A 24,745-nucleotide genomic window follows, 5' to 3' on the forward strand; every position below is an offset into this window, starting at 1 on the left:
TTACTCCTCGTTGAAATAGATGGTGGGAATGCCGCCGGATGTGGAGTGGTGACGCTCGACCCCCTCCACCACCAGCTCGGTCAGCACGATCTCGCAGGTGGCGAACACCCGGGCATCGAAGAGGTGGCCGCCGATGACATCGCAGGATGATTTTCCGGCCATGATGTGCAGGTGGCAGTCGGGGGTGTTGGTCTCGTCGGGAACGATGTTGCCGGTCAGGCTGAGCAGCTCCAGCGGCCCCTCCAGCAGGTGGGTGTTGACCCGGGCCGGGGTGATGGGGAGCTTGGCCCCCGATTTGATGCCGCGCAGGCAGACGTCCCGCACCGAGCCGACGGCGGAGAGGATCACTGCATAGTGGATGTTTTCCGTGAGCGCGAACTGGGTGATGCACTCCACCAGGCTCTCGCCCGGAATGATCTTGAGGATGAAGCGCCGCCCCTGTTTGTATTCCTTGTATCTGAAGCCACTCATCCCTTCACACCTCCCTGGCCCGTTGCAGCGCCGCTTCCAGGCGCGCCTCGATGGCGTAGTCCAGTGCGCCCCGGTCGCTGATGCGGATTCTGCCCCTGGTGACCCCCTGCTTGGCCAGCACCTGTCCCAGCTTGGCGCGGATCAGGTGCTCGAACTGCTTCTTGACCGTGGATTCGATCTCCACGGTCAGCTCGTCCGCCGGTTCAACGAACACCATCAGGTCGCTGGATTGCATGGTGCCGGCCTGTCCCTTTTTCGTGATTGTCATCTGAAGACTCCCCTGTCATGGCGTAGTTTGTCTCGAATGGGATCGGCTTCGCTGCTCATCAGAAAAGCTGACGTGCTGTCCGGCACCAGCAGTTCCAGCGTCGCACGGTCATTGTTTGCCAGCGCCTGCCGCACCCGCGAGGCGCTGATGACCTCTCCGCCCGCGCAGATGCGCTCCACCTCGGTGAGGGTTATGCCATGGGGGGGGAGCAGGCTCTTCATGCATTCATTGTAGCGGAAGGTCAGGCCGCAGCAGGGCTCGTTGCCCACGAATCTACGGGTGATGCGAAAAAAGGGGGCGATGCGGGAGGCGAACAGGGTCAGGTCCAGTTCCATCTGGATGCGGGCCACCGGGTCGTCTCTCTTCAGGAAGTAGGTGGGAAAGGTGGCGCCGCTGATGGCGTAGTGGGAGGTGCCCAGAACCAGGACGTTGGCCAGGTCCCCCACCCCCTGGCGCACCAGCTGGAGGCGGACCTGAAAGGGGAATGCCGAGCGATCCTCGGCCACCACGAACAGGTAGAGGGTGTCCACCTGCCGGGCCGCGCTTTCCACCAGGTGCCGGTGGCCGCGGGTGAAGGGGTTGCAGTTCATTACCACCGCGCCGTTGGTTCCGTTCCTGATCAGAGAGCGCTGGGATGCGAGCCAGCGCTCAAGCCCCCTGCCGTATTCCAGGAGCGCCACTTGCTCCTGGCTGGCCAGAAGCGAGAAGTTGAGCGACTGGAAGGTGGTAACGTGCTCCGGCTTGGTGAAGACGAACAGGGATTCGAAGCCGGCGGCGAATCCGCGCCTGACCAGCTCGGTGACCATCCTGGCCAGGAGTTCCTGCCCCTGGTGGGACGGCTCAACGGCGAACATTTTAAGGATGTTGTCGACCCGCGCGCCTACTGCCACGAGTTTGCCTTGTTCGTGGATGCCCAGCAGCTCGTCGAATCCCTCTTCGAAGGAGAGTCCGCTTTGCTCCACGAGCCCGTGCGCCGCCCGTATGTCAGGGGGAGAGTGCAGTTCCGTAATCATGTGCCCGATTCATCCTCTGAAATTGACATGATCCGCTGGTGCATTTGACGGCTTTGCAAGCCGTCTGTCAACAGTTCTTTATCCCGGCGGACGATCAGGCTCGACCGGGATGATCAGGGGATAAGCCCCCTGGTCAGCTCCAGGACGACATCGGCGCGGTTCAGGGTGTAAATGTGTATGCCCGGCGCACCGCCGGCCAGAAGCTCCTCAGCCTGGCGGCGGGCATGGGCCACACCCGCTTCACGCACGGCAGCGGCACCGCCGTCGCGGTCCGCCTGCTCCAGTTCAGCCAGAAAGCGGGCAGGGATGGTCGCCCCGCACAGCGATACGATGCGCTGAATGACCTTCAGGCTGACCACCGGGATGATGCCGGGGATGATCGGCTTCTCGATTCCCTGGTCGCGCGCCCTGCGGACGAAATCGAAGTAGCTCGTGTTGTCGAAGAAGAGCTGGGTGATGACGAAATCGCCGCCATTGTCCAGCTTGAGCCTGAGAAAGTCAAGGTCGCTTTGGGGGCTCTTGGCCTGGGGGTGGGTCTCGGGGTAGCCGGCCACGCCCAGGCCAAGTTCCGGGTGCACCGAGCGGATGTAGGCGACCAGGTCGGAGGCGTACTGCAGGCTGTGGCAGGAGAGGAAGTTATCGGGAGCGTCCTTGGGGGGGTCTCCCCGCAGGGCCAGCACGTTGCGCACGCCGGCTGCCGACAGCTGGTTCAGGAATTCCAGGATCGCCTCCGGGGTCGCGCCGACACAGGTCAGATGCGCCATGGCCTCCAGGCCCAGATTGCGGGTGAGGCGGCTGACGATCTCAAGGGTGTCGCTCTGGGTGCTTCCTCCCGCTCCATAGGTGACCGAGACGAACAGCGGGTCCACCTGGGCCAGCTGCTCCACGGCCTGAAAGAACGCTGGCCACTCGGACCTTTCTTTGGGGGGAAAGAATTCCAGCGAAACGAACGGACTTCTGGTTGCTATCAGATCGGCTATACGCACGGTTCCTCCGTTGCTTGTTGCATGATTCGGTGCGGCGTCGTGTGGTGCGAAGCCGGATGGCGGATCGACTCATCCTGCCGGGGCATCGGGCTTCCCGGGCGTACGCGCGGACTCCACGGAATGTCGTTGGATCCGTTTCCGGGAAAAATGTGTAGCAATATTGCGGCACGATGTCAAGAAGCGCACAGGCGCTTGACGCCATGGGAAAAGATTCCCATAATGCCGGCCATGATTGCACCCGGCCGCCGTACCACACGTTTGATTGCCTCGCTCATTGGCTGCTGCCTGCTCTTTCTGCTGGCCTGGTACCTGGTCTGCCTGCTGATACCCGTCGGCAGGGGCAGAGTGGTGCGGGTGGTGTCGTTGCCGGCGGGCAGCGGTGTCGCTAAACTGGCCCAGGATCTGAAGCAGGGCGGTATCATCCGCAGTTCCTGGCATTTCATCCTGGTCAGCCGTCTGCGGGGGCAGGTCCAGCGCCTGAAGGCAGGGGAGTACCGCTTCAACGATGCCATGACCACAACGGAGATACTGCTCAAGGTGGTGGAAGGTCGCGTCGATTTCCGGCGCTTCACCCTTCCCGAAGGGTATTCCATCTATCAGGCTGCCGAACTGCTGGAACGGAAGGGGCTTCTGGGGCGGGATGATTTTCTGGATGCCTGCCGTGATCCACTGTTACTGGCCAGGTTGGGCATCGGGACTGAGAGTGTGGAGGGGTACCTCTTTCCCGCCACCTACAACCTCTCCCGGGGGGAAAGCGCCAGCCAGCTGGTTTCCCGCATGACGGCCCAGTTCGAGAAAAACTACGCCGCCATGGCCGGCAGAGCCGCCGGAGCCAGATCCCGACACGCGGTGGTGACCATGGCCTCCATGATCGAGAAGGAGGCCGTATCCCCCATCGAGAAGCCGCTGATCTCCTCGGTCTTCCACAACCGTCTGGCCATGGGAATGCGCCTGCAGAGCGATCCAACGGCGGTGTACGGCGTGCGGGCCTTCGGCGGCACGGTGAGCAGTGCCGACATCCGTCGCCCCTCCCCCTACAATACCTACCTGAACCGGGGGCTGCCGCCCGGCCCCATCGGTAATCCGGGCGCCGATGCCTTGGCTGCCGCCCTCCATCCCGCGGCAACCCCGTACCTCTACTTTGTGGCACGCCAGGACGGCACCCACCATTTCTCCCGCACCCTGGACGAGCACAACCGCGCGGTCCGGCGGTATCTTAAATAGCGAGCACTCTGTCCTGGCTGGTTGCTGGTCAGGGCAAAGTGGTAGCGCCCCGTCTGGCCGGAACGATGTCGATGACGGTTATCTCCGGCGGCGCCAGGAAGCGGATCGGTGGCCCCCAAGTGCCGCTGCCGCGGCTGACGTGGATCATGGAGCCGTTGTTGAGCTGTGTCGTACCGCTGGGGATCGGGAAGCTGAGCTTGGTCAGCAGGTAGAAGGGGAAGATCTGCCCCTTGTGGGTGTGGCCGGAGAGTTGCAGGTCGAACAACCCCTCGTTTCGCGGATCGACCCGCGGCCGGTGCTTGAGGTGCAGGCGGAAGCGGTCACGGGGGAGCGCCCTGAGCAGAGCCGTCTCGTCCAGGCGGGGCGGCGGCAGGGACATACGCTTCCAGGCCGCGTCGTCACAACCGCTGATGACCAGGCCGATAGGCAGTACAACCGCCTCGTTACGCAGCACGCGGAATCCGGACGCCTTTGTTACCTCCAGGGAGTGCTCCAGGCCGGCGTAGTACTCGTGGTTGCCGCTGACGGCGAACTTTCCCCATGGGGCAGGAACCTGACGCAGCATGGCTTCCAGGTCGCTAAAGCCTGCGCTCCCCTCCCGCCGCGACAGGCGTCCGTCTATCAGGTCGCCGGTGGAGACCAGGATGTCCGGTCGCAGTTCGCCCACGACGCGCAGCATGCGACTGAGCCGCGCTTCGCGGACGATCAGACCCAGGTGTACGTCGGAGAGCTGTACGATCCTGATCCGCTTGACAGAGGGGGGAATCTTTGAATTGGAGATGGTGATCCGCTCGGTCCTGATCTGCCGTGCCTCGTAGAAGCCGTAGCAGGAGACAGCCAGGGCACACAGCAGGGCGAGTTCGCATGAACGGCAAGGGCTCAGGAAACCGGAAACGGTCAGGGACAAACGGGAGAAGGCCAGACGCAGCAGGTCCAGGGGGATCAGCGTCGAGACCAGGATAAAGATGAACCCCATCCAGCAATAGCCGCTCCAGGCAAGGGCCTGGGTTGTCCTCTCCAGCCCGCACTGTTCGCAGATGCGTACCAGGAACGGCGCGCCGGTTCCCAGCATCATCAGGCAGCGCAGGGTGAACAGGACCCTGCGGCCGGGTCTGAAGGCGCGCTGGATGCGCACATACGCATACAGATGCATCCCTCCGTAGAGGGAGAGGAAGGTGATCAGGAAGAGGGACACGTCACGTGCTCCCGTACGCCCCGGAAGGTCAGACGGTGGACCGGGGACGGGCCCAGCCGGCGGATGGCCTCCATGTGCGAGGCGCAGCCGTACCCCTTGTGGCTGGCGAAGCCGTAGCCGGGATGCAGTAGGTCCAGTTCGGTCAGCATGCGGTCACGGCTGACCTTGGCGATGATGGATGCTGCCGCGATGGTGAGGGAGCGCGAATCCCCCTTGGTGATGGTCTTCTGGGGGAGCGGGACGTCGATGGTACTGATGCCGTCGATCAGCAGCATGTCCGGTCGCGGGGCAAGAATGTCTACGGCCTCCGCCATGGCATGGCGCGTGGCCTGGAGAATATTGATGCGATCGATCAATTGGGGCGTGCCGATACCGATGCCGACGGAAAGCGCCCGAGCCATTATCTCGTCGAAAAGCTGCTCGCGTGTGCGGGGCGAGAGCTTCTTGGAGTCATCCACGCCCGGAATGGCCATACCTGTGGGAAGAATCACGGCCGCTGCCACCACCGGACCGCAGAGCGCGCCCCTGCCGGCTTCGTCGATTCCCGCTATGACCCTGTGCCCCTGTTTAAGAGCCTGCTGCTCGAAGAACAGCAGGTCAATGGGGGGCGAGCTGAAGAGTTCGCGCTGTTGCATGGGTGACATGAAAAAAGCCCCGACGGTGCGGGGCTTTCCGTGCTACTTGGCGATGGGTACGTATTTCTTCTCGCGGATCCTGGCTGCCTTGCCGCGCAGTTTGCGCAGATAGTACAGTTTGGCGCGGCGTACGTGGCCGCGGGTCACGATTTCGACAGTCTCCAGAATGGGGGAGTGGAGCGGGAAAATCCTCTCGACGCCGATGCCGTTGGATATCTTGCGGACGGTGAACGATTCGCGGATGCCGCCGTTCTGGCGGGATATGACCACGCCCTGGTAGGCCTGGATGCGCTGCTTATCGCCTTCGACGATTTTGACCTGCACCTTGACGGTGTCGCCGACCTTGAACGGTGCGACGTTCTTCTTCATCTGTTCAAATTCCAGAAAATCAATGGTATTCATCAGTATCTTCCTCCATGTCTCTCTTTGTTGCAATTGTATGAATCTATCGTGATCCCATCAGCCGGTCCAGCAGAATTGCCGCTGCCGAACGGACGGAGAGATGATTGTAACTGCCTGCCCCAGAAATGGGCTCCAGTATGAAATCAGCAGCCTGGAAGCACTCCTCGGTCAGGCCCCATCCGGTTCCCAGAAGCAGCAGGTGCGGGTTTTGCTGTTCATCCAGCCTTTGGCGAAGGCTTGTCCAGTCGATGCTGTTTGAACGCTGCGCCGCGCCGGTGATCACGGTGCGCACCGGCGCGTTGAAGCCTGTCTGATACTCGGCAACCGCCTGTTGCAGCGTCGCACAGATCCTGACGATGGAGAGGGCCTCCCGGCGGTCGGGGTTGTATGTCGCCCCCCATCCCTCCTGCCAGTGCCCGGTTATGCGCTCCGCCAGGCGGCGCTGCTCCAGAGAGGGGGTCACGATGTAGAACCTGCTCAGGCCGAATGTCCTGCTGGATCGGGCGATGTCGTGCAGGTCCAGATTGGTCAGCGCCGTGGTGACCAGTTCGCGCCTCTTGTTGTACACCGGGTGGTGCAACAGGGCTATAGCCAGATTAGCGGACGGCTGAGCCATGTTCTTGTTCCAGTCCCTTAAGAAGCCTGCGGTCCTCGTCATTAAGCGCGACTTTGGCAAGCAGGTCTGGCCGCAATCTGGCAGTCTTCCCCAGGGATTGCGCGCGCCGCCACTTCCTGATCAGCTCGTGATTTCCCGACAGCAGTATCTCCGGCACCGACAACCCCATGAACTCAGGCGGCCGCGTATACTGTGGATATTCCAGGAGACCGTCGCAGAACGAGTCGGTCGCAGCCGATTCGTCGCACCCCAGCGCGCCCGGAATCAGGCGCGTGACCGCGTCCACGATGGCCATGGCGGCGATTTCTCCGCCGGAGAGGACAAAGTCTCCCAGGGAGATGTCGTCTTCCACGTACAGGTCACGGATGCGTTCGTCAACCCCCTCGTAGCGTCCGCAGATGATAATCATTCCCTGACGCCGGCTTAGTTCCTGGGCAACCCCATGACTGAGGGGGCGCCCCTGGGGGGAGGTCATCACCACGGTGGATGCGGGGCGAAGAGTCTTCACGGCCTGGATGCAGGCGGAGAGCGGTTCAACCTTCATCACCATGCCGGCGCCCCCTCCGTAGGGAGCATCGTCCGTTACCTGGTGCCGATCCAGGGCATAGTCACGGATGTTGTGCAGGCTGATGTCAATGAGCTGTTTTTCCCTGGCCCGCCTGATGATGCTCTCGTCGAAGGGGCCGCGGAACATGCCGGGAAAGAGGGTCAGTATGTCGAAAATCATAGATCCAGCAGGCCTTCCAGCGGGGTGATCAGCATCCGGCCCATCTCCAGATCGACACTGTGGATCACATCGGCTATGGCCGGGATCAAGTATTCGCGCCCAGCGCCCCTGACTACATAGATGTCGCTGCTGCCGGCTTTGAATATCTCCTCGAGAACGCCCAGCGCCATGCCTTCCACTGTCGCGACCTCGAGTCCTATCAGGTCACACCAGTAATACTCGTCTTCTTCCGGTTCGGGCAGCTGGTCCCGCCGCAGGCAGATCTCACTTCCCACCAGCGTCTGGGCCTGGTCAATATGGTCCACTCCCTTGAAGCCGATCAGGAACTTTCCCGGGCGGGGAAGGACAGGTTTTGGCTCGAACCGGTTCAGCGCTCCGTCACGGGATCTGAGGATGACGCTGTCACAGGTGCACAGGCTCTCCACGCTGCCCGAATAGGAGTGTAACTTCAGCATTCCCCTGATCCCGTGGGTAGCGACGAGCTTGCCCACGGGAATCAAGGATTCGGAATCAATCATCTATTCAACGATCTTGAGGATAGCCTTCTTGTTATCCTTGGTGGAAACCGCGTTCAGTATGGTGCGGATGGCCTTGGCCGTGCGCCCTTCCTTGCCGATAATTCGCCCCATATCCTCTTTTGCAACCGTCAGCTTGATGACCAGCGTATCCTCTTCCATCTCTTCAGCAGCCTGGACCTGATTGGGGTCATCGACGAGTGACTTGGCAATGGTTTCAACAAGTGCTTTCATGTCGGATTCCTCTGCTCATATAGAATATCCGGCGTACCGGAGGTGGATGCAAGGATATGCCGGATCTGCTTAAGCCGTTGCCTTGTCCAGGATGCCGGCCTTCTTGAGCAGTTGCCGTACGGTATCGGTGGGCTGTGCGCCCTTGCTGAGCCATGCCAGGATCTTTTCCTCGTTCAGCTTGAACACAGCAGGGTTTTTGGTCGGGTCATAGGTGCCCATGTTTTCGATGAAGCGTCCATCCCTGCGGCTGCGCTCGTCGGCGACTACTACCTGGTAAAACGGTCTCTTCTTTGCGCCTGCGCGTGCAAGCCTGATCTTTGTTGCCATGGTGAATCCTCCTATTTGATTCTCTGTTCGATTATTTAAAAAGTCTGCTCCGTTGTGTTAGCCAAAGGGAAGTCTTCCCTTTCCGAGTCCGCCCATCCCCTTGAGGAGCCCCTTGGGACCGAGCTTCTGCAACTGCTTGACCACCTTCTGCGCCTCGGTGAACCGTTTCAGCAGTTGGTTGACCTCCGGGACGCTGGTGCCGCTCCCCTTGGCGATGCGCAGACGGCGGCTGCCGTTGATTATGCTGTGGTTTGCCCGCTCACCCGGTGTCATGGAGCGAATGATGGCCTCGATGCGGTTGATCTCTTTGTCGCTGGGCTGGGCGCCCTGCATCTGCTTCATCATCTTGCCCATGCCCGGAATCATGCCCATGATAGACTCCAGGGAACCCATCTTGCGTATCTGCTGGAGCTGGGCGAGGAAGTCCTCCAGGTCGAACTGGTTTTTCTTCAGCTTCTGTTTGAGCCGTTCGGCATCCTTCTCGTCAAAGACCGACTGGGCCTTCTCCACCAGGGTCAGGACGTCGCCCATTCCCAGGATGCGCGACACGAGGCGGTCGGCGTGGAACACCTCCAGGGCGTCCAGCTTCTCGCCCATGCCCACGAATTTGACCGGTTTTCCCGTAACCGCCTTGATGGAGAGCGCCGCTCCCCCCTTGGCGTCGCCGTCCATCTTGGTCAGGATGACGCCGGTGATGCCGAGACGATCGTTGAAGCCGGCAGCCACATTGACCGCTTCCTGCCCGGTCATGGCGTCGGCCACGAAGAGGATCTCTGCGGGGCGTATGGTTTCGTTGATCTCCGCCAGTTCACCCATCAGGAAATCGTCGATCTGATGGCGTCCGGCGGTATCCAGGATGACGGTGTCGAAGCCGTTCAGTTCGGCGAACTTCATGGCAGCGCTGCAGATGTCCACCGGCTTCTGGTCGGCCGAAGAGTCGAATACCGCGACCCCCAGTTGCTTGCCGACGATCTTGAGCTGGTCAATTGCAGCGGGGCGGTAGACGTCGGCCGGAACCAGCAACGGCCTGCGCTTCCTGCCCCGCAGATGCAGGGCAAGTTTCCCGCAGGTGGTGGTCTTACCGGCCCCCTGCAGGCCGACCATCATCAGGGAAACCGGCGGCTTTGCCGCCAGGTTGATGCTGTTGTCCTCGTGTCCGCCCATGATCGCCACCAGTTCATCGTTGACGATCTTGACCACCTGTTGGCCAGGTGAGAGGCTCTGCAGCACCTCGGTGCCGACGGCCTTGGCGCGGACGCTCTCGACGAAATCCTTGACGACCTTGAAGTTGACGTCCGCCTCAAGCAGCGCCAAGCGCACTTCGCGCAGCGCTTCCTTGATATTGTCCTCGGTCATCACTCCCTGGCCGCGGAGCTTTTTGAATACCGATTCGAGTTTTTCTGAGAGGCTGTCGAACATGGCGTTTGTCGGATTCCTGATGCACGAAGGATAATAAAGGGGCTTACTATAGAGTACGTTTCCGGAAACTGTCAAGAAATAATTGGTTTCCGCGCTCCTGTCGCCCGCTGTGCCGGGATTTGTCGAGGGGTGCGACTGTGGCCCTTTCCGGCAGGGGCAGTGGGAATGACGTCACGGCGTCCCGTGGGACGCTGCGCCGTCCTCGGTAAGATTCCAGATGGTGACGAACCGCTCCTCCTCACGGCGGGAGATGAATTCAGGCAGTAAATTCTCCCGTTCCAGTGCGGCCATGATGTCGGCCCGCTCCTCCTCGGTGAAGCGGATTGCCAGTCCGCAATCAGTCTGTAATTGACGCGGTGCCGGAATGAGCAGGATCGCTAGCCCTAGCGCCTTCAGCCTGCTCTCGGCTTTCATCACCCGGTGGGCCGAGTTGAACACAGCCAGCAGGTGTCCTTCCTGAAGCATCAGTCGGTTGTTCATGGCGATTCATGACCCGTTGCATTGGATTGACAAAGCGTAGACGACTCCCTACTATGCACGAAAGGAGCGGCTACATGCAAGCATCAATCCCTGTCAGGAACGGTCTCGTCCTTCTGGCGTTTATTGCCAGTGTCCCCTGCGGCTACATCCGGCAGTATTACAGAAAGTATTCCTTCATGTGGTTCCTGCTGATCCACCTTCCGATCCCCTTCATCGTTTTGATGCGTTTTGCGGCCGGGGTTGATTGGCATCTGATCCCGTATACGTTGGGTGGGTCCCTGGTGGGTCAGGTGGTTGGGGGGGGCGTCAAGCCCTGGAGGAAACGGTGAAGAGGAAGCGGCCGCGCATGGCCTTTCCCCGGCCGATGGCGGATCTTCTCCAGGAGGGGGTTGCCATTGCCGGGCTGGCCGGGAGGTTGCGGGATGTGGAAATCTGGCGGCACTGGCCCGAGGTGGTCGGCCCCGTGGTGGCCAGCAGGTCCCAGCCGCTGCGCATCATCAATGGCACCCTCACCGTGGTGGTTTCCAGCGGGCCGTGGATGCAGGAATTGAGCTTCCTCAAGGGAGTGATGAAGGAAAAACTGAATGAACGCCTGGGGGCGGAGGTGGTCAGGGAGATCGTCCTCAGGTCCGGCAAGGTTGCTGTCGCCGAGCCCGCCCCGGTTGAGGAACCGCCCCGCAGGAAGCCGCTTACGCCTCAGGAGGAAGAGTTCATCGCCAAGCAGTCCACCGCGATAGAGGATCCCGAAACCAGGGAGGCGTTTGCCGCCCTGATGAGGGCCAGTTTTGAGAGCGGTACGGAAAAGCGGCAGTGATCTGCCCATACATCACAAAAAACAGGAGAACACATGAGCAGCAGTGAAATGATCTTTAACCTGTGGGCCATTCACGAACCGAACGACAAGGTCGTCTACGGCCTTGCCGGAAGGGCTTACTATGCATGCGGCACGGATGAGGAGAAGATGGCCCTGTTGAAGCAGCTTGCCGTCAGCGATTTCGTGCTGGCCATGCGTATGCCGGTGCCCGAGCGCTTCAGCATGGAGTCCGACGGAGAAACATTGACCGGGCTCTGCAGGGTGACCGAGCTCTATAACCCCGAGACGACCCTCTTTCAGGAGATGTTCCAGGAGCTTGCCGGCGAGATCGCCTACCGCTACCGGGAGGATTCCGGCCAGGAAACGGAAGTTCCCGATGTCCTTAAGGTCCCCCAGAACCCCCTGTTCCTCATTACCGCGCTGGTGGAGGACAAGAACGGTTTTATCAGGGCGGTTGCCGGGGATTAGGGCGCTGTTCGCCTTGTCACGATGCGCCTGCGTACAAAAAGGGGGTTACGGTGAGAATCGTAACCCCCTTGGATTTACTGGCGCGCTCAAAGTGAAGAAGTCGGGTGCAGGGATGCACACTTTTTTCCTGCAGTGGTTTTCTGCCAAAAACACGCGCCTTTTCGAATAACAATTTGATTAGAGTCCGCGCTGGGTTGTCGTGACCGATGAACAGAACCGGCATTCGCTGTACTAAAGTCATGATGATTCACCTCTGTCGATTATTCTATGAGCCCCCTGCTTCGTGCAGCGATAGAGGGAGAAACAGCGATAACCGCCATCACCAGCAACCAGAGGTTTCCTGTCAGGATGTTATATGCCTGGAATAGTTCACCCCATGATTTGTGGGCAACCAATCTTCCGAACAGGAACCCGAATAGAACTGTCATTACAAACCAGCCTAATCCGATCATCCGATACTGAACAACTTTGAGAGTCCCGAGCCACGGAAGCGCAAGGTAGGTAAGGAGGAAAAAGAGCGATGCGCAGGAAATCCCCGAGAGGGGTAGGGCGAAACGGTGGCCGATCATGGGAACAAGAATCCTTTCACGAATCAGTCCGTTCAGTATGGCTATGGGGATGAATGAAACCCAGATTGCAAAAGCCTTGAGAAAGATAGCATCACCTCTTCTTATGTTCATCGGAGAGTGTTGGTCATGAAACAAGGATTACGGCCTCGCTGAACGTGCCAATCTGGCCCCCAGCTCGGAAGCTTTTCGACAATCTTCCGGAAATACGTTGATGCGGCGCTGCCTGCGCTCTTCAGGATTGAAGTAATTGAACACGACCTTGTCGTAATCCTCGAACTGGAGCGTTTCAAAGGAACAGAGCGTTTCGCCCTGTCCGAATATCCTGGTCAGGTAGTTTTCGTTCATCCCCAAATGCACAGGATAGTTGTATTCCTTCATTATCTCTTCCGAGACATTCATGGTGTAGATGAAAGCCGTCGGAACCTTTCGCTCAAAAATTGTACTCGGTGGCCTGGTGTACGCCAGATACTGGAAAAGCAACCGCTCCATGAATGATCGCATCTCCCCTGTCACCGTGCCGAAGTAAATCGGTGAACCCAGGATAAACGCGTCTGCATGTGCCAGTTTCTCAAGCACAGGGGTAAGTCCGTCCTTCATCGCGCATTTGCCGTAACTTTTTCCTCCCTTCAGCTTGCAGGCAAAGCAGCTGATGCACCCCTTGTAGCTGAGATCGTAGAGATGGATGAGTTCCGTTTCCGCCCCCTGGGACGCGGCTCCTGACAGGGCATGTTCGAGCAACAGTGCCGTATTCCAGTTTTTTCTCGGGCTGCCGTTGATTGCATATACTTTCATGTGAAGCCTCCATAAGCAGTGAAAATCAAGACTGTGAAGTGCTGTCGGCAAACCTGAAGCATGAGGTTTCTATTTTGTGGCTACAGGGTACTGACCAATTCGAGCATGCTCTTATCCGGCCATAACCATTTACCTCTGGCTGTTAGGGGTCTCTTGTTCAACCGGCGTGCAGCTAAAATGGCATCAACTTCGAGGATACAATAGTGTGGGTCTCTGACAACACATCGCACACCACCGGCGCCTCCCTGATGAGGTGGTTTCAAATAGCATGAGGTAACGTCGTGTAATCAATGTAGCCCTTGGCACCGCCGACGTAAAACGTCTTGTCATCCCAGGCGTTCAAAGGGGCATTCGCGGCGAACCGGGCAACCAGGTCGGGATTGGCGATGAACGCCTTGCCGAAAGCAACGGCATCGGCAACTCCATCCGCCAGTGCCTGCTCGGCTGTTTCGCGGGTGAAGCTCTCGTTGGCGATATATGCACCTCCGAATGCTTCCCGTATGAGGGGACCAATGCTGTCTTCGAGGCGTGCCTCGCGGGCGCAGATGAAAGCAAGACCACGTTTACCGAGCTCGCGCGCCACATACGTGAAGGTGGCAAGACGGTCGGAATCACCCATGTCATGAAAGTCCGCTCGCGGAGCGAGATGCATGCCTACCCGCCCAGCTCCCCAGACCTCAACGACGGCATCGGTAACCTCAAGCATCAGGCGCGCCCGGTTCTCCCGTGAGCCACCGTATGCATCCGTTCGCCTATTCGTACTATCCTGCAGGAACTGGTCTAGCAGATAGCCGTTAGCTCCGTGGATCTCCACACCGTCAAAACAGGCGGTTTTTGCATTGATCGCACCATTGCGGTAGGCGGCAATGATTTGCGGTATTTTGTGCAGTTCCAGCGCATGCGGCACTGGATATGGTCGTTTTGGACGTAGAAGACTAACATGCCCCTTGGCCGCAATGGCACTGGCCGAGACTGGTGGCTTGCCGCCCAGGAAGCTGGGATCGGAAATCCGCCCCACATGCCAAAGCTGAAGGAAGATGCGTCCCCCAGCATCATGAACGGCCTTGGTAACAGACTTCCATCCCTCGACTTGTTCGTGCGACCAGATGCCCGGAGTTGCTTCATAACCCACACCCATGCGGTCAACCACAGTGGCCTCAGAAATAATTAAACCAGCGGTGGCACGCTGGGAGTAATACTCCGCCATCATTGGCAGGGGAACACGAGTGTCGGCAGAGGCACGTGCTCGCGTCATGGGCGCCATGATAATTCGGTTGGGCAGGCGCAGAGCGCCAACTGTAATGGGATCGAATAATGTTGGCATAAGGACCTCCTCTAGGAGTCTGTCGGGCTTAACGCATTCAGCCGTCATCTCCAGGGCGTTTTCAATTGGTTAACCTGCTGTATTTATTGAATAAGTCGTCAGCTTTAGCTTGCGTTTTCTTGGTGTATCCCGTATATTTGTCCGGTAATATCAACTGGTTAGGTATCGGGGTTGACTATGAAATCAAAGTTTATTGAAGTTGACCGGGAAACACCCTATCTGCTCCCGCCATCGCTGCAGGATTGGCTACCAGAAAAGCACTTGGCCCGGTTTGTGGTCGAAATTGTCGAACAGCTCGACCTGCGCTCTTTGAAAGCTACCTATGCCGGCCGAGGCTCGCAGCCCTATAACCCTGAGATGCTGGTAGCATTGTTGTTTTACGGTTATGCGACAGGCGTATTCTCCAGCCGGAAGCTTGAGCGCAGCACCTACGACTCCGTGGCATTCCGGTTCATAGCGGCAAACAGTCATCCTGACCACGATACCATTGCCACCTTCCGCCGGCATTTTCTGCCGCAACTGAACAAGCTGTTTGCCCAGATTCTGCTGATCGCTCATCAGATGGAGGTGCTGAAACTGGGCAACGTTAGTTTGGATGGCAGCAAAATCAAGGCGAACGCCTCCAAGCACAAGGCGCTGAGCTATGAGCATGCCTGCAAGCTTGAAGAGCAGATCAAGGCTGAGGTTGGCGAACTGCTCAAAAAGGCCGAGGCAGCGGACCGTGCCGATATTCCGGACGGCATGAACATCCCCGAAGAACTGGAACGTCGGGAAAAGCGTCTTTCCGCCATTGCCGCAGCCAAGGTCGAGATCGAAAAACGAGCCGCTGAGCGCCATGCTCGTGAACAGGCCGCTTATGAGAAGAAAGTCGCCGAACGGGCCAAGAAGGAGCAGGCAACGGGCAAGAAGGCCAAGGGGAAAGAGCCGAAACCGCCCAAATCCGGCCCCACTGCCAAAGATCAGGTCAATCTGACCGATGAAGAGTCGCGGATCATGCCGACCTCCGGTGGCGGATTCGAGCAGACTTACAACGCCCAGGCCGGTGTGGATACAGCATCAAAGCTCATCGTTTCGGCCCATGTTACCCAGAATCCCAATGACAAACAGGAGCTGACACCGACCCTGGAGAACCTGGCGGCGCTGCCTGAGAAGCTTGGCAAGGCAACCGATCTGGTAGCTGACAGTGGCTACTTCAGCGAAACCAATGTAACTGCCTGTGAGGAGAACGGGATAACTCCCTACATTGCCGTAGACCGGCAGAGTCACAACGTGCCACTGATGGAGCGCTTTGCCGAACCGCCGCCGTTACCCGAAGATGCCGATTCCGTGGCCAGAATGAAGCATCGCCTGAAGACACCTTCCGGCAAGGCGATCTACGCCCAGCGAAAAGTCACCTCGGAACCGGTCTTCGGCATCATCAAGGCGGTCATGGGATTCAGAAGCTTTCTTCTTCGTGGCTTTGAAGCAGTAAAAGGCGAATGGAACCTCGTCTGCATGGCCTACAACATCAAACGGCTGCATGTCTTGGCCGGATAGAATGAGAAATAGCGAAAATCAGCCTGTAATAACCGCAGTCATCGCTGAAAGGGCTGAATTAACCAGGTTGCCGGTGGGAAGACGAACACATACGGAACTTTTTTAATCGGCTTGGCCACAAAAGAGGGCGCCCCTGAGGTCAAGCCCGACAGACTCCTAGCCATGATCTGACTGGGCGTACATTCTTACTTGATAGGCTCAGCGTAGCAAATCTTCTAGGAGTCTGTCGGGCTTAACGCATTCAGCCGTCATCTCCAGGGCGTTTTCAATTGGTTAACCTGCTGTATTTATTGAATAAGTCGTCAGCTTTAGCTTGCGTTTTCTTGGTGTATCCCGTATATTTGTCCGGTAATATCAACTGGTTAGGTATCGGGGTTGACTATGAAATCAAAGTTTATTGAAGTTGACCGGGAAACACCCTATCTGCTCCCGCCATCGCTGCAGGATTGGCTACCAGAAAAGCACTTGGCCCGGTTTGTGGTCGAAATTGTCGAACAGCTCGACCTGCGCTCTTTGAAAGCTACCTATGCCGGCCGAGGCTCGCAGCCCTATAACCCTGAGATGCTGGTAGCATTGTTGTTTTACGGTTATGCGACAGGCGTATTCTCCAGCCGGAAGCTTGAGCGCAGCACCTACGACTCCGTGGCATTCCGGTTCATAGCGGCAAACAGTCATCCTGACCACGATACCATTGCCACCTTCCGCCGGCGTTTTCTGCCGCAACTGAACAAGCTGTTTGCCCAGATTCTGCTGATCGCTCATCAGATGGAGGTGCTGAAACTGGGCAACGTTAGTTTGGATGGCAGCAAAATCAAGGCGAACGCCTCCAAGCACAAGGCGCTGAGCTATGAGCATGCCTGCAAGCTTGAAGAGCAGATCAAGGCTGAGGTTGGCGAACTGCTCAAAAAGGCCGAGGCAGCGGACCGTGCCGATATTCCGGACGGCATGAACATCCCCGAAGAACTGGAACGTCGGGAAAAGCGTCTTTCCGCCATTGCCGCAGCCAAGGTCGAGATCGAAAAACGAGCCGCTGAGCGCCATGCTCGTGAACAGGCCGCTTATGAGAAGAAAGTCGCCGAACGGGCCAAGAAGGAGCAGGCAACGGGCAAGAAGGCCAAGGGGAAAGAGCCGAAACCGCCCAAATCCGGCCCCACTGCCAAAGATCAGGTCAATCTGACCGATGAAGAGTCGCGGATCATGCCGACCTCCGGTGGCGGATTCGAGCAGACTTACAACGCCCAGGCCGGTGTGGATACAGCATCAAAGCTCATCGTTTCGGCCCATGTTACCCAGAATCCCAATGACAAACAGGAGCTGACACCGACCCTGGAGAACCTGGCGGCGCTGCCTGAGAAGCTTGGCAAGGCAACCGATCTGGTAGCTGACAGTGGCTACTTCAGCGAAACCAATGTAACTGCCTGTGAGGAGAACGGGATAACTCCCTACATTGCCGTAGACCGGCAGAGTCACAACGTGCCACTGATGGAGCGCTTTGCCGAACCGCCGCCGTTACCCGAAGATGCCGATTCCGTGGCCAGAATGAAGCATCGCCTGAAGACACCTTCCGGCAAGGCGATCTACGCCCAGCGAAAAGTCACCTCGGAACCGGTCTTCGGCATCATCAAGGCGGTCATGGGATTCAGAAGCTTTCTTCTTCGTGGCTTTGAAGCAGTAAAAGGCGAATGGAACCTCGTCTGCATGGCCTACAACATCAAACGGCTGCATGTCTTGGCCGGATAGAATGAGAAATAGCGAAAATCAGCCTGTAATAACCGCAGTCATCGCTGAAAGGGCTGAATTAACCAGGTTGCCGGTGGGAAGACGAACACATACGGAACTTTTTTAATCGGCTTGGCCACAAAAGAGGGCGCCCCTGAGGTCAAGCCCGACAGACTCCTAGTCTTCGCTGATTTTTTGATTTGAGTTTGGGGTGTAAATTTCGTGGCTTCAACCAATTGTGTTACAAAAAATCTCCATGAAAACGACCATTGTGTTCTTGTCTAAGTCTGGTCGATCATTGCCTGGAATTGGGAAACCTAATGTTGAAAGCTTGTAACGGGGTGCCCGGTTCACCCGCTTTGCCCGGTCGGTTTTCCGGGCGGGGCGGCGTGCAACCGACTGGTTGGGAATCGTGTTTTCAGGTCATTCCACTCTGTAAGTGCTGACCCTCCGGTCTGTTCACTGTTCATTAGTGCAACTTAGGGTGACACCCTCTGTCTTCTGTAGATAATCCTGACCCCACTGGCACATCAATTCCAGTATCGGAACAACTCTTCGTCCCTCATCGGTTAAGGAGTATTCGACGCGCGGCGGGACCTCGGCGTATATTTGCCGGTGGATAAGTCCGTTCGCTTCAAGTTCGCGCAGCTGCTGTGTCAGCATCTTCTGGGTAACTGTCCTCAGACGTCGCTGCAACTGAGCGAAGCGAAGGGTTTTGAGTCGCAGATGCCAGAGCACCAGCCCCTTCCATTTGCCTCCCATGACCGCCAGGGTAACTTCAACGCCACAACGAATGTCCGGATCTCTCACCATAAACCCCTTTGTAATCAGCATAGTATCTATTTGGTTACTACATTACTAATTTGTCTGTACTTGCGTATAATACCATATTCACCTAGTTTGTTAAAATCAGTTCAATAAATCACAAAGGGAGAAAATATGTCAAACACATTCAAGGCACTGTTGGTTATACAACCAGAGAAGAAGGTCTTTACTCGCACGATTGTCGAACGCCAAATTGATGACCTCCCCGCCGGTGAGTTGCTCGTCCTGGTCCACTATTCATCTCTCAATTTCAAGGATGCTCTTTCTGCCATGGGTAATCCCGGCGTAACCCGCAACTATCCGCACACACCGGGGATTGATGCTGCCGGTGAAGTGCTTAGCTGCAGCGATGGCAGTTTTGTTCCCGGTGATCAGGTAATTGTCACGAGTTATGATCTCGGCATGGATACCGATGGCGGCTTCGGGCAGATAATCCGGGTGCCGAGCCAATGGGCATTAAAGCTTCCGGTTGGCCTTAGCTTAAGAGAAAGCATGATGTTGGGAACTGCCGGATTGACCGCAGCACTTTCGATCTACGAAATTGAGCAGGGTGTGGTAAAACCGGAAGATGGCCCAATACTGGTCACCGGAGCAACGGGTGGTGTCGGTAGTCTTGCGGTTGCAATTCTTGCAAAAGCTGGATACCAGGTAGTCGCCGCCACTGGGAAAATGACGGAAGCAGATTATTTAAAGTCAATCGGTGCAGCTGATGTGATCGAGCGGAACGATGTCACACAGGGAAGTGAACGGCCTATGATGAAGCCCCTTTGGGCCGGGGTTGTCGATTGTGTCGGTGGTGAGATGCTTGCGGCTGCCATCAAATCGACCAAGCCCGGAGGAATTGTAACCTGCTGCGGACTTGTCGGTTCCAGCGATCTGTCGCTGAATGTTTTTCCATTTATTCTCAGAGGAGTACGACTGATCGGGATTGATTCCGCTGAATGTCCGATGACTCACCGCACTGAAGTTTGGCGCAATATGGCAACGAAATGGAAACTCACTGCTCTTGAGTCGATGGTCGAAGAGGTTGGTCTTGAAGGACTTGAGGATAAGATTCAGTCGATGCTGAAGGGCGGGCTCAAAAGACGTATACTTGTGCGGTTGTCCTGATTTATTTTCATTTATGCGACCAACGGTGTGGGCGGTGAGCGGGGTACACCGCTCCACCGGCCTGGTTAGGTGTGCTACTCTTTGTTATATGGGATCGATTGCGTAATCACATCCCCTCTGGTCTGGTTTGGGAACACCTGCATGGTTGGGATGCTTTCTCTGGTTCCGTGAAAAACATGCGATTGCTCATGAAAATTAGGAGCGTTTGTGGCTGTTTCCGGGAAAACTGCGCGAAAAGGGGCAGGGCGAGCGTCAGCGGCATCGGTCGGCTCGCGCGGTTTCGCTCTGCTTCATGAAAGATTCCAGTGTTGTCCGTGTGATCGTTGCACTGGCCTGGAATCCCCCCCTCATGGGGAGGGACTAAGGGGTGCTGAAGAAGATCGGTGTGGATGGCAGGCTGGTGGGGTTGGTGGGTGATTTGGCGAAGATGGCGTGTGGGGTGAACAGTGCTGCACAAACAAAGAATCCGAGTACCCCATCCCGGGTACTCGGATTCACTAGTGATTGGCGCGCCCGATAGGACTCGAACCTATGACCTACGGCTTAGAAGGCCATTTTTGTCTGAATTATTGGATGTTGTTATATTGACAACCTCGATAATATGGGAAGTTGCGGGGCGTTGCCTGTTTGTTGAGTTGATTGGTTGAGGCTGGTTTCCCGAACGCCACATGACAGTTTACATGACACCCCTTCCGTCTTCCTCCTCCTGGCTATGGTGGCCATTAGGGCCACCGGCACCGAATAGCCGGGGTGGATCCACAACGAACTGCTGCTGGTCGGGCTGGTCCTCTGGCTGGATCCTTTCACCAGAAGGCCGTGGTTGAACCAGGCAGTAGAGTCCCCCTTGCACCTCTAGTACCGGTCCTGCCGCCATTGCCGGAGCCGATTCCGCCCAGGGTATTTTTTGGTATTTTTTTCTGAAAAATAAATGAGGCATAACCAGCCGTTTTACCAGCTCTTTGTCGATGCTCTCCCTGTTTTTTTATTTATATTTTCCTTAAATAAAAGGGCCAAGTTTGTCACTTCCTCACTTTTGGCCGGAAAGCCGAATAGTAGCGAAAGGTTAAGTCGGTGACAAAGTCGTGATTGGAATTTGTATATGTTAACTTTGTCACTCCTTTGAGGCGTCGGACGTCGCCTCGTTCCGTGGCCGGATTCTTTCATCAGGTCGTGGGGTGGTGGCCGTGGACGGCACCGGCACGAAGCACGCACCAGGCGAAGCAGTGCCGCGCCTGGGCGGTTGTTTTGTAACGTCCAGGTGGCAACCATGGCTGTGACAGCGGAACCGCCTGATCGGCGATCCGTGGGAACTGCCGCTCTGCAAGGGGGGCGGTAAAACACCGCCTCCCCACCAACAGCGGAATTCAGGAGATGGTTGAGCAGCGGCTGGTGGCGGCTGGCTGGCGCTGTGGTCGCTGGTCAGCTTCCGGTTGCCTCTCGCCTGATGTTACGCACTCACCCGTGATAGGGAGAAGGGAGGGGGAATATATTTGACAAGATACACAAAAAAGGTATACAGATTGAAACATGAAATGGGTGGTGAGGATTCGCGGAAAAGCCGAGAAACAGGTTGCGGTATTGCCCCGGAAGGTGGCGGAGAAGCTGCTGTTTCTCATGGCCGATATCGCCGAGAATGGCCCGGTGCGGGGAGACTGGCCGAACTATTCAAAGCTGCCGGGTAACCGGCATCACTGCCACTTGAAGAAGGGGAAACCCACGTATGTGGCTGTCTGGCAGGAAGAAAAAGAGCTGATTACCGTGGAGATCGTATATGTTGGCACGCACGAAAAAGCGCCCTACTGATAGTCGCGTCCCTTTGACGCTGATGGTCCATCCCGTCAACGTGGAGAGGATCAAGCGGTATGTCGCCAGCATCGAGCCGGAAAAAGGCGATGAGGGGAGCATTACCCTTGATGAGTTCTTCGTCAAGACCTTCCCAGGAGAGACGAAACCGGCTGTTGTCCTGCGCGGTTCCAGGGGTCGAGAAAACCTGACCCAGAAGCAGCTTGCGGAGGCGACGGGCATTCCGCAGCGGCACATCAGTGAGATGGAGCACGGCAAGCGGGAGATAGGAAAGGAACGCGCCAAGAAGCTGGCCGCCGCGCTTCACTGCGACTATCGGCTGTTTCTGTAGGAGGGCTGCACGGTCTGCCGGTTCCGGCACCGCTGCCGGAGTTGATCCACAACGGACTGACGCTGGCCGTGCTGGTCTGTGGCCGAGCTACTTCACCAGGTTATTGTTCCGGCAGGTTTTCAAGGCATTGGGACGTGTGGAATACTCGGAGAATGAAGACAGCGTCTTGGCGTACCGTGTAGATGACGATGTAGGGGAACTCGGTAAAGATCAGTTCGCGCGTTCCGTCGATCCTGCCGGGCTTGCCGCTGGAGGGCTGGGTTGATAGTTGGCTGAAGGTTCGTTTGACGATCTTGAGGACGGTCTTTGCTGCTGCGGTGGGGTTGTCCCTGGCAATGTAGCGCTCGATGGAGTCAAGGTTTCGCTGGGCTCCCGTTGTCCATTCTACTCGCAAGCTCTGGCCTCCCACTTGGCAAGAACCGCATCATGGGGGGTCGTTTCTCCCGCCTCAACCTCCTTGATTCCTTCAAGAATACTCTGCACCTGCCATTCGTTCAGATTCAGGTAATTGGTGATGGCCTCCTCGATGACAAAGGTTTTCGAGCGGCGGGTGGCCTTGGCGAGTCGCTCTATCCTCTGCTTTGTTCCGGGTGAAAGCCGAAGGGAGATGGTGTCTCTTGCCGGGGCCTTTTGCATTGGGTCTCTCCTGTGTGGACTTGTATTGCGACGCACTACATTTAACCACAATGGAGAGCTGCCCGTCAATGCAGCCGGTGGGGCTGGTCTCCTGGCCTGGCTCTTTCACCAGGCTGTTGCTGATGCCGGTGAGATGAACCGGACGTAACCCTTTAAAAAAGCAAGCCCCCTGCGAAGATCGTAGGGGGCTTGTGTCGTTCTTGCATGTCGCGCATGCAGATGATTCTGGTCAACCATCTCCGTTTCCCGTATCCGGCATCAATGACCAGGCCGAAAACAGCAGACGCTCGGAGCGGAACGACATTGATGTGGTAGGGCTTCAGTTAGTCTTCCTTTTGTCATTTTTATTTGTTGCTTTGCTGCGGACAGGTTTGTCTGGGTCACGGTTTGATGCCGTACCTGCATTCGTGTCCGTCTCGTTTTCTGCAATAGGTCTTGCTGTGGCACCAACAAGTTTTCCGTTTTCAATATTAAGAGATACAACATATTGTTTTTCTTCTTTTGGGCTTCCAGTGGCTCTTGAAAGAATATCAAGCAACAAATCCTTTGATAAGCGAAGAAGAGTCTTTTTTGTTTCTCCGTTTATAGAGTCAATATCGATGTTTTCAGAGATGGTTCCGTTGCTTGTTTCATAAGATGTTGACATCTTGTTCAACTCTAAAGAAAAGTCATCCCCTCGCAACTCCCAAACACTCACTCCGAAGTAATCAGCAAACTTCTGCAATGTTGATGCCGTAGGCTCTCCGATCCCTCTTTTGTATCTGCTAATCATGGAAGTGCTCAAACCTACTTCAATTTCAAGCGCTTTTTGACCCTTCTCTGCAATAGCCTTATTTATGTATTCCACTAGTCTTTCGGGTGTTTTTCCGCTGCCGCTTCCTTTGGCCATAGCCCTACCTCAAAATAATATTGACAAATCCATCATAGGATCGTAAGCATGTAGGCATCAAATCCATCATAGGATTTGGTGTCTGTGGTGCATTTCCATAGATGGATTTAAAGGGTGTACCACACAACCTAGCCCATTCAAAACGAAATAACAGAGACCTGTCAACAACACATGACACCACAACACCGCGAAATCGCTACTTGGAAGTTGTCCGCCGCCATCGCGTTAACGCGCTACATAGCAGAAGACCGCGACAGCTGCCCGGCGTGTGACGTGCTGTGGGGACTCTCCATGTTGCTCCAGGATGTTCAGACGCTGATTACCTCATCGGATGTCCGGGGCGCGGTGAACGTGAACACGCGAAAGGAGATTTGTGAATGAACCGGAATCAGATGCAGGTGTTTTGTTTCGAGGATGCAGCCGTGAGGACCATCGAGAGGAATGGCGAGCCGTGGTTCGTGGGAAAGGATGTGGCTGAGATTTTGGGGTATGCCGCACCACGCAACGCAATACGGGACTTCTGCAAAGGGGGCATTAAATCAATGCTCCCTACAGGTGGCGGATTGCAGGAAATGACCATCATCCCGGAGCGCGATCTCTACCGTCTCATCATGCGCTCAAAGCTCCCCGCTGCCGAGCGATTCGAGGAGTGGGTTGTCGCCGAAGTCCTCCCGGCGATCCGGAAGACCGGCTTCTACAACATCATGCGGCGCGACCCCGAGTGGCAAGGTACGCGACATGGCGGCAAGTTCTGTCATCGACTTTTCACCGATGTCATACGCGAGTTCGTTGAGTATGCCCGCAAGCAGGATTCGAGGCATGCCGACCAGTACTTCGTCAACTACACCCGAATGATCTACCGTGAGCTTGGTATTGCTCCGCCCGCAGCTTCTAATGGCGTCACCCGTGATTTTCTAGATGTGCTGGAGCTTTCCATTGTCAGCAGCGCCGAAATGGTCTGCGTTGGCATCATTAAGGGCGGCATAGCGGCCGGAAAACATTACCGGCAAATCTTTCAAGATACGAAAGTTGCCATTTGCGATTACGCGCGGAAGATCAATCCGGCGCGCCAGCTTGCCGACAATGCCCAGCTATCCATGAGAAGAGAGGTGGCGCTGTGAGGTTGAAAATAAGCAAGGAGCTGGTGGATCTGTTGGTGAAATCGTCTGAACACCTGGCCCTTCAAGAGGAGTGCGAGACGATGCGGGGACAGGTTGATGAACTGATCGAGGCGGAACAGCAAGCTGATGCACTGGGGGTGATGATCCAGATCGACACCAGGATGCTGACGGTCGCGCAGTACTACTCCCGGCTGACAATGGCTTTCATGGATTGCTTTCCCGGCTTCCGGGAGTTCAGCGAATTACGGGCGGATTTCAATGCCTGATCGAGTCATAAGGTTGCGGGCAGTTCATTT

At 56.8% G+C, this 24,745-nt stretch carries 33 protein-coding genes; 11 read left to right on the plus strand and 22 right to left on the minus strand.

The window, feature by feature from the left end:
- The 4 genes from PPRO_RS05315 to metF all read right to left on the minus strand — a co-directional run bounded on the left by PPRO_RS05315 (position 1) and on the right by metF (position 2,738).
- Complete coding sequence (locus PPRO_RS05315; protein ID WP_011735015.1) at positions 1 to 471, minus strand: PPC domain-containing DNA-binding protein; 471 nt, start codon at positions 469 to 471, stop codon at positions 1 to 3.
- A 4-nt stretch (positions 472 to 475) separates the two neighbouring features.
- Positions 476 to 739, minus strand: a complete 264-nt coding sequence (citD, locus tag PPRO_RS05320) for a citrate lyase acyl carrier protein (protein WP_011735016.1) — start codon at positions 737 to 739, stop codon at positions 476 to 478.
- A complete protein-coding gene (gene citC / locus PPRO_RS05325) occupies positions 736 to 1,752 on the minus strand; it encodes a [citrate (pro-3S)-lyase] ligase (protein WP_011735017.1) in 1,017 nt (338 codons plus the stop codon). Before citC ends, citD begins: the two co-directional genes overlap by 4 nt.
- A 113-nt stretch (positions 1,753 to 1,865) precedes the next feature.
- On the minus strand, positions 1,866 to 2,738 hold the full coding sequence (gene metF / locus PPRO_RS05330; protein WP_011735018.1) for a methylenetetrahydrofolate reductase [NAD(P)H]: 873 nt from the start codon (positions 2,736 to 2,738) through the stop codon (positions 1,866 to 1,868).
- A gap of 219 nt (positions 2,739 to 2,957) precedes the next feature.
- Between metF and mltG the strand changes: the two genes are divergently transcribed.
- A complete protein-coding gene (gene mltG / locus PPRO_RS05335; protein ID WP_157039945.1) occupies positions 2,958 to 3,962 on the plus strand; it encodes an endolytic transglycosylase MltG in 1,005 nt (334 codons plus the stop codon).
- Between the two features lie 28 nt (positions 3,963 to 3,990).
- On the opposite strand, the gene PPRO_RS05340 is transcribed toward mltG, so the two are convergent.
- The 10 genes from PPRO_RS05340 to PPRO_RS05385 form a co-directional block, all read right to left on the minus strand.
- Positions 3,991 to 5,157 (minus strand): metallophosphoesterase, encoded by a 1,167-nt coding sequence (locus PPRO_RS05340; protein WP_011735020.1) that lies wholly within the window; start codon positions 5,155 to 5,157, stop codon positions 3,991 to 3,993.
- A complete protein-coding gene (locus tag PPRO_RS05345) occupies positions 5,142 to 5,801 on the minus strand; it encodes a ribonuclease HII (RefSeq protein ID WP_011735021.1) in 660 nt (219 codons plus the stop codon). Before PPRO_RS05345 ends, PPRO_RS05340 begins: the two co-directional genes overlap by 16 nt.
- 33 nt (positions 5,802 to 5,834) lie before the next feature.
- Positions 5,835 to 6,194 carry a 50S ribosomal protein L19 gene (rplS, locus tag PPRO_RS05350; RefSeq protein WP_011735022.1) on the minus strand — a complete coding sequence of 120 codons (360 nt, stop codon included), beginning with the start codon at positions 6,192 to 6,194 and terminating at the stop codon, positions 5,835 to 5,837.
- Between the two features lie 43 nt (positions 6,195 to 6,237).
- Positions 6,238 to 6,810, minus strand: a complete 573-nt coding sequence (locus tag PPRO_RS05355; RefSeq protein ID WP_011735023.1) for an RNA methyltransferase — start codon at positions 6,808 to 6,810, stop codon at positions 6,238 to 6,240.
- Positions 6,791 to 7,537, minus strand: coding sequence for a tRNA (guanosine(37)-N1)-methyltransferase TrmD (gene trmD / locus PPRO_RS05360; protein ID WP_011735024.1), 747 nt, complete (start codon positions 7,535 to 7,537; stop codon positions 6,791 to 6,793). Before trmD ends, PPRO_RS05355 begins: the two co-directional genes overlap by 20 nt.
- Positions 7,534 to 8,055, minus strand: a complete 522-nt coding sequence (gene rimM, locus PPRO_RS05365; protein WP_041532150.1) for a ribosome maturation factor RimM — start codon at positions 8,053 to 8,055, stop codon at positions 7,534 to 7,536. The genes trmD and rimM overlap by 4 nt, the downstream gene beginning before the upstream one ends.
- Positions 8,056 to 8,286 (minus strand): KH domain-containing protein, encoded by a 231-nt coding sequence (locus tag PPRO_RS05370; protein ID WP_011735026.1) that lies wholly within the window; start codon positions 8,284 to 8,286, stop codon positions 8,056 to 8,058.
- A gap of 69 nt (positions 8,287 to 8,355) precedes the next feature.
- Complete coding sequence (gene rpsP, locus PPRO_RS05375) at positions 8,356 to 8,613, minus strand: 30S ribosomal protein S16 (protein ID WP_011735027.1); 258 nt, start codon at positions 8,611 to 8,613, stop codon at positions 8,356 to 8,358.
- A 57-nt stretch (positions 8,614 to 8,670) separates the two neighbouring features.
- Entirely contained in the window at positions 8,671 to 10,032 is a 1,362-nt protein-coding gene (ffh, locus tag PPRO_RS05380) for a signal recognition particle protein (protein WP_011735028.1), read from the minus strand.
- 171 nt (positions 10,033 to 10,203) lie between these two features.
- Complete coding sequence (locus tag PPRO_RS05385; protein ID WP_011735029.1) at positions 10,204 to 10,512, minus strand: DUF3343 domain-containing protein; 309 nt, start codon at positions 10,510 to 10,512, stop codon at positions 10,204 to 10,206.
- A 74-nt stretch (positions 10,513 to 10,586) separates the two neighbouring features.
- Between PPRO_RS05385 and PPRO_RS05390 the strand changes: the two genes are divergently transcribed.
- The 3 genes from PPRO_RS05390 to PPRO_RS05400 are packed head-to-tail and all read left to right on the plus strand — an operon-like array spanning position 10,587 to position 11,794.
- The gene (locus PPRO_RS05390; protein WP_041532151.1) at positions 10,587 to 10,841 is read left to right on the plus strand and encodes a hypothetical protein; all 255 of its coding nucleotides are present in this window, start codon (positions 10,587 to 10,589) and stop codon (positions 10,839 to 10,841) included.
- Positions 10,838 to 11,326 carry a DUF721 domain-containing protein gene (locus PPRO_RS05395; protein WP_049759645.1) on the plus strand — a complete coding sequence of 163 codons (489 nt, stop codon included), beginning with the start codon at positions 10,838 to 10,840 and terminating at the stop codon, positions 11,324 to 11,326. Before PPRO_RS05390 ends, PPRO_RS05395 begins: the two co-directional genes overlap by 4 nt.
- Positions 11,327 to 11,359: 33 nt before the next feature.
- Positions 11,360 to 11,794 (plus strand): hypothetical protein, encoded by a 435-nt coding sequence (locus PPRO_RS05400; protein ID WP_011735032.1) that lies wholly within the window; start codon positions 11,360 to 11,362, stop codon positions 11,792 to 11,794.
- Positions 11,795 to 11,810: 16 nt separating this feature from the next.
- Here the strand turns inward: PPRO_RS05400 and PPRO_RS20810 are convergent, their stop codons facing one another.
- The 4 genes from PPRO_RS20810 to PPRO_RS05415 form a co-directional block, all read right to left on the minus strand.
- A complete protein-coding gene (locus tag PPRO_RS20810; protein WP_157039946.1) occupies positions 11,811 to 12,035 on the minus strand; it encodes a hypothetical protein in 225 nt (74 codons plus the stop codon).
- Positions 12,036 to 12,054: 19 nt separating this feature from the next.
- Entirely contained in the window at positions 12,055 to 12,474 is a 420-nt protein-coding gene (locus PPRO_RS05405) for a hypothetical protein (RefSeq protein WP_041532152.1), read from the minus strand.
- Positions 12,475 to 12,501: 27 nt separating this feature from the next.
- The gene (locus tag PPRO_RS05410) at positions 12,502 to 13,155 is read right to left on the minus strand and encodes a flavodoxin family protein (protein ID WP_011735034.1); all 654 of its coding nucleotides are present in this window, start codon (positions 13,153 to 13,155) and stop codon (positions 12,502 to 12,504) included.
- A 259-nt stretch (positions 13,156 to 13,414) separates the two neighbouring features.
- The gene (locus tag PPRO_RS05415; RefSeq protein ID WP_011735035.1) at positions 13,415 to 14,479 is read right to left on the minus strand and encodes an alkene reductase; all 1,065 of its coding nucleotides are present in this window, start codon (positions 14,477 to 14,479) and stop codon (positions 13,415 to 13,417) included.
- Between the two features lie 177 nt (positions 14,480 to 14,656).
- Between PPRO_RS05415 and PPRO_RS05420 the strand changes: the two genes are divergently transcribed.
- Together PPRO_RS05420 and PPRO_RS05425 are read left to right on the plus strand one after the other, a co-directional pair.
- Positions 14,657 to 16,015 carry an IS1182 family transposase gene (locus PPRO_RS05420; RefSeq protein ID WP_011735036.1) on the plus strand — a complete coding sequence of 453 codons (1,359 nt, stop codon included), beginning with the start codon at positions 14,657 to 14,659 and terminating at the stop codon, positions 16,013 to 16,015.
- Positions 16,016 to 16,396: 381 nt separating this feature from the next.
- Positions 16,397 to 17,755: an IS1182 family transposase gene (locus PPRO_RS05425; RefSeq protein ID WP_011733975.1), complete on the plus strand. Its 1,359-nt coding sequence runs from the start codon at positions 16,397 to 16,399 to the stop codon at positions 17,753 to 17,755.
- A gap of 438 nt (positions 17,756 to 18,193) precedes the next feature.
- On the opposite strand, the gene PPRO_RS05430 is transcribed toward PPRO_RS05425, so the two are convergent.
- Positions 18,194 to 18,547: a winged helix-turn-helix transcriptional regulator gene (locus tag PPRO_RS05430; RefSeq protein ID WP_041532153.1), complete on the minus strand. Its 354-nt coding sequence runs from the start codon at positions 18,545 to 18,547 to the stop codon at positions 18,194 to 18,196.
- Positions 18,548 to 18,673: 126 nt separating this feature from the next.
- Between PPRO_RS05430 and PPRO_RS05435 the strand changes: the two genes are divergently transcribed.
- The 3 genes from PPRO_RS05435 to PPRO_RS05450 all read left to right on the plus strand — a co-directional run bounded on the left by PPRO_RS05435 (position 18,674) and on the right by PPRO_RS05450 (position 21,803).
- A complete protein-coding gene (locus tag PPRO_RS05435) occupies positions 18,674 to 19,669 on the plus strand; it encodes a YhdH/YhfP family quinone oxidoreductase (RefSeq protein WP_011735038.1) in 996 nt (331 codons plus the stop codon).
- A gap of 1,527 nt (positions 19,670 to 21,196) precedes the next feature.
- On the plus strand, positions 21,197 to 21,472 hold the full coding sequence (locus PPRO_RS05445) for a type II toxin-antitoxin system RelE family toxin (protein WP_011735040.1): 276 nt from the start codon (positions 21,197 to 21,199) through the stop codon (positions 21,470 to 21,472).
- A complete protein-coding gene (locus tag PPRO_RS05450; RefSeq protein WP_011735041.1) occupies positions 21,441 to 21,803 on the plus strand; it encodes a helix-turn-helix domain-containing protein in 363 nt (120 codons plus the stop codon). The genes PPRO_RS05445 and PPRO_RS05450 overlap by 32 nt, the downstream gene beginning before the upstream one ends.
- A gap of 100 nt (positions 21,804 to 21,903) precedes the next feature.
- Here PPRO_RS05450 and PPRO_RS05455 read toward each other — a convergent pair whose 3' ends face one another.
- The 3 genes from PPRO_RS05455 to PPRO_RS05465 form a co-directional block, all read right to left on the minus strand.
- Positions 21,904 to 22,197: a type II toxin-antitoxin system RelE/ParE family toxin gene (locus PPRO_RS05455; protein WP_011735042.1), complete on the minus strand. Its 294-nt coding sequence runs from the start codon at positions 22,195 to 22,197 to the stop codon at positions 21,904 to 21,906.
- Positions 22,188 to 22,439: a CopG family ribbon-helix-helix protein gene (locus PPRO_RS05460; RefSeq protein ID WP_011735043.1), complete on the minus strand. Its 252-nt coding sequence runs from the start codon at positions 22,437 to 22,439 to the stop codon at positions 22,188 to 22,190. Before PPRO_RS05460 ends, PPRO_RS05455 begins: the two co-directional genes overlap by 10 nt.
- A gap of 319 nt (positions 22,440 to 22,758) precedes the next feature.
- Entirely contained in the window at positions 22,759 to 23,328 is a 570-nt protein-coding gene (locus PPRO_RS05465; protein WP_011735044.1) for a helix-turn-helix domain-containing protein, read from the minus strand.
- A gap of 377 nt (positions 23,329 to 23,705) precedes the next feature.
- Here PPRO_RS05465 and PPRO_RS19350 point away from each other — a divergent pair, with 377 nt between their 5' ends.
- Positions 23,706 to 24,449 (plus strand): BRO-N domain-containing protein, encoded by a 744-nt coding sequence (locus PPRO_RS19350; protein ID WP_011735045.1) that lies wholly within the window; start codon positions 23,706 to 23,708, stop codon positions 24,447 to 24,449.
- Positions 24,446 to 24,715, plus strand: coding sequence for a hypothetical protein (locus PPRO_RS05480; protein ID WP_011735046.1), 270 nt, complete (start codon positions 24,446 to 24,448; stop codon positions 24,713 to 24,715). The genes PPRO_RS19350 and PPRO_RS05480 overlap by 4 nt, the downstream gene beginning before the upstream one ends.
- The last annotated feature ends 30 nt before the right edge of the window (positions 24,716 to 24,745 follow it).

The organism is Pelobacter propionicus DSM 2379, assembly GCF_000015045.1.
Taxonomy (GTDB): domain Bacteria; phylum Desulfobacterota; class Desulfuromonadia; order Geobacterales; family Pseudopelobacteraceae; genus Pseudopelobacter; species Pseudopelobacter propionicus.